We start from the raw sequence: 5,207 nt of genomic DNA, 5'->3' as shown, positions 1-5,207 counted from the left end.
GGTGTACCGCACGCGTGCGGTACACCCGGGGTTGTTTTGTGTGCGTGACCGCCGGCGGTTACGCAGTGACGGGCCGGGTATCCGGCAGCCATGAATCTCACAGCGATGTTCAAGCCGTTCGAAAACGCGTCCATCCTGGATCCGATCAGCGATGCGGTCGCGCGCAAACTGCGATCGGTTCTCGACGGGTCCCCGATCGACGGACTACTACGCGGCACTTTCGTCGGCCACCCGATGCATCCCATCATGGCCTACTCATCCGTCGGATTATGGACCAGCGCTGTTTATCTGGACTTCGCTGGTACCGACGGTCAGGCGGCTCGTCGCCTGATCGGGGCTGGATTGCTGACGGCTCCGACTGCGTTGATCACCGGCTGGGCGACGTGGTCGACGCTCACCGAACAGCAACGTCGGGTGGGTCTGGTGCATGCGAGCACCAATGCCGTTGCTATCGGCCTCTTTGCTGCCTCGTACCGTCGCCGTGCCAAGGATCCTGCCAACGCTGCACCGGACGCGACGTCGAAGGCGCTGGCCCTGGCTGGTTTCACGGTCGTAGGCCTCGGCGGTGCGCTGGGAGGCCATCTCGGATACAACATGGGTGGCGGCGTTGCCGCACGTGCGCTACCGGCCGGGGTATGAGCGGCGAGGCGGCATTCGCCGCGTTGAAAGCTCAGGGTGTGACGGCGGACGGTGCGCGACGCTTCGCAGACGGTAGCTCCGAGAATCTGGACCCCGATGTGTTGACGGCGTTGACCGAAGCCAACCTCACCGAGAAACAGTTGCACGAGTACATCGCATTGCTGGACCGTTGAGCCGCTGATGCTCGAACCGGGGTTTGTACAGTCGATGCAATGAACGACGCATACATCGCTGCCGCCGCCGGGAACGAACTCGGCGGAATCGCCGGATGGGCAGTGAGCTTGATGGAGGCAATCGGCGGTCCAGGCGCCGGAATCGCCATCGCAGCCGAGAACTTCTTCCCACCCCTACCGAGCGAAGTAATACTCCCCCTCGCCGGGTTCACCGCGTCGCAGGGCGGCATGACGCTGTTCAGTGCATTGTTCTGGACCACGGCGGGTTCCGTCTTGGGCGCGCTGGTTTTGTACTGGCTGGGAGTCAAGCTCGGTCGGGATCGGCTGTACGCGATAGTCGATCGCATGCCGCTGGTCGGCACGGAGGGCCTCGCGAAGGCGGAGGACTGGTTCACCCGTCACGGCAGGTCGGCCGTGTTCTTCGGCCGCATGATTCCCATGGTCAGATCGGGTATCTCCGTTCCCGCCGGGGTCTCCCGAATGCCGTTGTTGCAGTTCACCGCCTACACCACGCTCGGCAGCTTGATCTGGAACTCCATCTTCGTTTTCGCCGGTTACTTCCTCGGCGAGAACTGGCACTACGTCGAGAACTACGCATCGGTGTTCCAGTACGTCGTCATCGGCGTCGTCGTGGCTCTCGTGCTCGTTCTTTCGATCAGGAAGATCCGCGCGCGGCGATCGCCCTCCGACTCTCGATCGCCGTCCGCCTCCCCATCGCAGTCGACGGCCCCCGAGCACCGGGGAGATTGAACTGTAAGCCCGGTGGGTAGGTCCCGGTTTGCTGCGCCGATGTGCGGCACACCGCCACAAGGAGACAAAGACATGCCGGCAATCCGACGCCTATCCGTATTCGCCGCAGGCCCGGTCGTGGGCGTCGCTTTCGCCCTGGCTGTGTGCGCGCCCGCTTCGGCATTGCCCGCACCCGGCGACTTCGCGGACGTGCCCTCGCGTACGTCGCTGTCGTTCCAACACTCCCCGACCGGCGTTCACGTAGGTACGGCCAACGAAAACACCGCTCGTCCGGGACTGTCGACGGTCAAGATGTACATGGCCGACTACGCTCTGCGGCACGGTGACGGTTCGCAGAGCGATAGAGATCTCGCCGAGCGCATGATCAGATCGAGTGACGACGGCGCTGCCTCACAATTGGACGCGAAGTACCCCCAGGCCATCGGCGCGATCTCGTCCGAGTTCGGATTGTCGGCAACGTCGCGGGGCGGGTTCTGGGGCAGCTCGTACACGAGCACGGCCGATACGGTGCGTTTCCTGGAGTCGAAGAAGCAGACCGATCCGGCAAGCCCTGTCCTGCAGTGGATGAACTCCGCAACCCCGATTGCCACGGACGGAACGGTACAAAATTGGGGCACGGGGGTGCTGGCCGGCGCAACGGGCACCAAGTGGGGCTGGGCGGACGATGGGTCGAGCGTCGTTGCATCCGCGTCGATCGGTGATCAGTTCTCGGTGGCCGCGAACACGTACGGATCTGCGTCCACCCAGACCGCGGACGTGTTGGGCGCCTTGGGCGGTGCCGACCTCACTCCCCCGCCGCTCACCGCGCCGCCCGTGTTTGTGCCGCCCGTCGTCGCGCTACCCGTACTGCCGCCACTTCCGACGGTGGACGACCTGCTCAGGATCATCGCACCGCGGTAAGTCGACCCGGGGCTACGGCCGCCCGTTTGCGGCAGGTTGCTTCAAGAGCGGCTTGGCCTGATACATCTCGAGGTCTGCGTCGTTGGGAACGTCCTGTGCGCTGCGCGGGTCCCCGTCGTAGGCCAGGAACAGCAGAGCCGCGGCCTGTCCCACCGTGCTCACGCTCGTATCCACGGCCAGAATTGTCTTCGCGCCGCGGTTCGCCGACGCGATGGCGCTGTTTGATCCGCGCACACCAGTACAAAATCGTCACCCACCTGTGCGGCGGACACTCGCGGCCGATCACCTCCGATGCAGTTTGTCCGTAGACCGATTCCGCCGCTGGGTTCCAGCTGGTCACCAGCCCCCGCGGGCACACACCACGATCGTGTCGCTGACGTGGCTGACAAACTTGGCCTGATAGTGCAGTGCTTCCTGGGCCGCCTCGAGCTCGCTTCGATCAGCGGAGCGAGAGATCGGTACCGGTCGGGGGCACCTGTCGCCGCATGTGCAAAGCGTTTTCGACGCCATGACCGAGAGCATCCTCGTCGCCCTGGGGTTACCTTCGGCCGAAGCGGAAGAGTTGGCCGTGCGGCCGGTCCGTCGATCGACCGACTGCAATCGTTCGTCGACGAGCGAACGAGCAAGGCCCGCACCGAGAACGGTGCGGGCCTCGAGTCGGCACCGTGTGGCGGTACCGAAACCTGATCAGTGTTGCAGCGCGGGATAGTCTGTGTAACCCACGGCTCCTTCGGAGTAGAACGTGCTTGCGTCCGGCACATTCAACGGCAGGTCCTGCTGCCACCGGTAGACGAGATCGGGATTTGCGATCGCTGGGCGTCCGACGACGACTGCCTCGCCGATGTCGTCGGCGAGAATGGAAAGGGCCTCGTCACGGGTCGTGATTTCACCGAACCCACTGTTCACGAGGAAGGGCCCACCGAACGCGCGTCGCAACAGCTGTACCAACTCACTTGTCGGATCCTTGTGCAGCACACTGAGATACGACAATCCCAGCGGCGCGAGGCGTTCCAGTAGCGCGCCGTACGTTGCGCGCACATCGCCGGTGTCCGTCTCCAGGGCATCCTGGATGTTGTGCTCGGGGGAGATTCGGATTCCCACTCGACCGGCGCCGACAGCGTCCACCACAGCTTCGACGACCTCGGCGACGAAGCGTGCACGGTTTTCGGGCGATCCACCGTAGGCGTCGTCGCGGTGATTGGAGGCGGGCGAGAGGAACTCGTGCAGCAGGTATCCGTTCGCCGCGTGTAGTTCGACACCGTCGAGCCCAGCAGCGATCGCGTTCTTGGATCCGCGCACGAACTCGTCGATCACCGAGGACAACTCTTCGGTGCCCAATGCACGGGGCACCGGATACGGCTTCTTACCTTCGTATGTCCGGGTCTCGCCGTCGATCGCTGTTGCGCTCGGTGCGACGACTTCGTGCCCACCGGTTGTTGCTTCGTGTGTCACCCGGCCGGCGTGCATCACCTGAGCCACGATAAGGCCGCCTTCGGCATGCACCGCCTCGGCCACCGCGCGCCACCCGTCGATTTGCTCGGGTGTGACGAGGCCCGGCTGTCCGGGAAATCCCTGTCCTGCGTGGCTGGGGTACGTACCCTCGCTGATGATGAGTCCCAGCGAAGCCCGCTGCCGGTAATGCTCGACGACCATCGGGCCCGGAACACCGTCGCGACCCGACCGCACCCTGGTCAGCGGTGCCATGACCAGCCTGTTTCGGAGAGTGAGCTCGCCAAGGGTCAACGGAGAAAACAACGTCACTGATTCGACTCTTTTCCATACGTTCGATCGATTCGAGAATTGGTTACTTGTGCGCACAACCGGCACACGCCGTCCGCAATTCCGAGAAGAGACGACCGTCACGAAGCGGGGAAGGATGCGAACGAAGCGCCGTTCGTCTATTGAGTGAAGGTCCGTGCGATCACATCGAGCGTTCCCATGACGCCGTCGTAATCCGGGCGGTAGCTGGTTGCCGGCAATTCGTAGACCTGCCCCGCGGCGAAGGCGGGCAAAGTGCTGTACGGCGGATCCCGCCTCAGCTCGCCGAGAGACCGGCCGGCAACCGGAACGACGAACATCGTGGGTGCGTCGCCGACCTGAGCGAGCAACTCGTTGCTGATGATGAACGAGTCGCCCGAGCCGTGAAGTTTCGGGTAGTTCGCTTTGGCCGACACGTCGCGACCGGGGAATCGGGGATGGCGATGGTGGCCCTCACCTCCGCGATCTTGTCATCGTAGGCCATAACGAGTTCGGCCACCTCGTCACTCTCGCCCGCGGCGTCCGCAACCGCTTCGAGCTGGCCCTGCCAGGTGTTGAAGGAGGACGAAATCAACACGGTCGGCGCAATCGATTGGAGTCGTTCGTTCGATGCGCCGAGGCGCTACCGGAACCGTCACCTGGCCCCGGTCCGTGTCGATGACACGCGTGTTGTTGTCGAGTTCCGCGGTGGTCGCGTCGCCGCCCGGGTTGTCATCGCTCGCACCGCATGCGCTCATTCCGACCGTGACCGCGGCCGTGACCGCCGTTGCGGCGACAACCCGCAGCACGCTGACGGAACCGGTTGTGATGCAATCGCATAGCGGACAACTACATCCTTTCGGGACCATGATCCATCTCCAGGTAGGAGAACTGCGATCGGCGCACGCAGTCGTCTCCGACTCGCGCATGCGAAGTGTAAGCGAGCGTCGGTCGGCGGCTGCCTGCCGTTCGAATCGGGCGATTGAGCCGACGATCGGCGGGTATGGC

General features: G+C 64.1%; 7 protein-coding genes. 4 read left to right on the top strand and 3 right to left on the bottom strand.

Translation table 11 applies throughout. The annotated features are described in order from the left end of the window. Positions 1–90: 90 nt before the first annotated feature. The 4 genes from WBQ44_RS12415 to WBQ44_RS12400 all read left to right on the top strand — a co-directional run bounded on the left by WBQ44_RS12415 (position 91) and on the right by WBQ44_RS12400 (position 2,462). Positions 91–639 carry a DUF2231 domain-containing protein gene (locus WBQ44_RS12415; RefSeq protein WP_495566991.1) on the top strand — a complete coding sequence of 183 codons (549 nt, stop codon included), beginning with the start codon at positions 91–93 and terminating at the stop codon, positions 637–639. Then, entirely contained in the window at positions 636–812 is a 177-nt protein-coding gene (locus WBQ44_RS12410; protein ID WP_495566990.1) for a hypothetical protein, read from the top strand. Before WBQ44_RS12415 ends, WBQ44_RS12410 begins: the two co-directional genes overlap by 4 nt. A 39-nt stretch (positions 813–851) precedes the next feature. Next, entirely contained in the window at positions 852–1,562 is a 711-nt protein-coding gene (locus WBQ44_RS12405; protein ID WP_495566989.1) for a DedA family protein, read from the top strand. 72 nt (positions 1,563–1,634) lie between these two features. After that, complete coding sequence (locus tag WBQ44_RS12400) at positions 1,635–2,462, top strand: hypothetical protein (protein WP_495566988.1); 828 nt, start codon at positions 1,635–1,637, stop codon at positions 2,460–2,462. 12 nt (positions 2,463–2,474) lie between these two features. Here WBQ44_RS12400 and WBQ44_RS12395 read toward each other — a convergent pair whose 3' ends face one another. From WBQ44_RS12395 to WBQ44_RS12385, 3 genes are all read right to left on the bottom strand, one after another. Next, positions 2,475–2,636 carry a hypothetical protein gene (locus WBQ44_RS12395; protein ID WP_495566987.1) on the bottom strand — a complete coding sequence of 54 codons (162 nt, stop codon included), beginning with the start codon at positions 2,634–2,636 and terminating at the stop codon, positions 2,475–2,477. 513 nt (positions 2,637–3,149) lie between these two features. After that, positions 3,150–4,223: an alkene reductase gene (locus WBQ44_RS12390; protein ID WP_495566986.1), complete on the bottom strand. Its 1,074-nt coding sequence runs from the start codon at positions 4,221–4,223 to the stop codon at positions 3,150–3,152. A 137-nt stretch (positions 4,224–4,360) separates the two neighbouring features. Next, positions 4,361–4,636: a hypothetical protein gene (locus WBQ44_RS12385; RefSeq protein WP_495566985.1), complete on the bottom strand. Its 276-nt coding sequence runs from the start codon at positions 4,634–4,636 to the stop codon at positions 4,361–4,363. Between the last annotated feature and the right edge of the window lie 571 nt (positions 4,637–5,207).

Origin of the sequence: Rhodococcus sp. (in: high G+C Gram-positive bacteria) (genome assembly GCF_049591685.1) — a bacterium.
In the GTDB taxonomy this organism is placed as follows: Bacteria; Actinomycetota; Actinomycetes; order Mycobacteriales; family Mycobacteriaceae; genus Rhodococcoides.
This window is presented reverse-complemented; position numbering and strand designations above follow the sequence as displayed.

Excerpts from the sequence above, each read along its gene's own strand:
- WBQ44_RS12415 (WP_495566991.1), top strand. The coding sequence starts at position 91 with ATGAATCTCACAGCGATGTTCAAGCCGTTCGAAAACGCGTCCATCCTG.
- WBQ44_RS12410 (WP_495566990.1), top strand. The coding sequence starts at position 636 with ATGAGCGGCGAGGCGGCATTCGCCGCGTTGAAAGCTCAGGGTGTGACG.
- WBQ44_RS12405 (WP_495566989.1), top strand. The coding sequence starts at position 852 with ATGAACGACGCATACATCGCTGCCGCCGCCGGGAACGAACTCGGCGGA.
- WBQ44_RS12400 (WP_495566988.1), top strand. The coding sequence starts at position 1,635 with ATGCCGGCAATCCGACGCCTATCCGTATTCGCCGCAGGCCCGGTCGTG.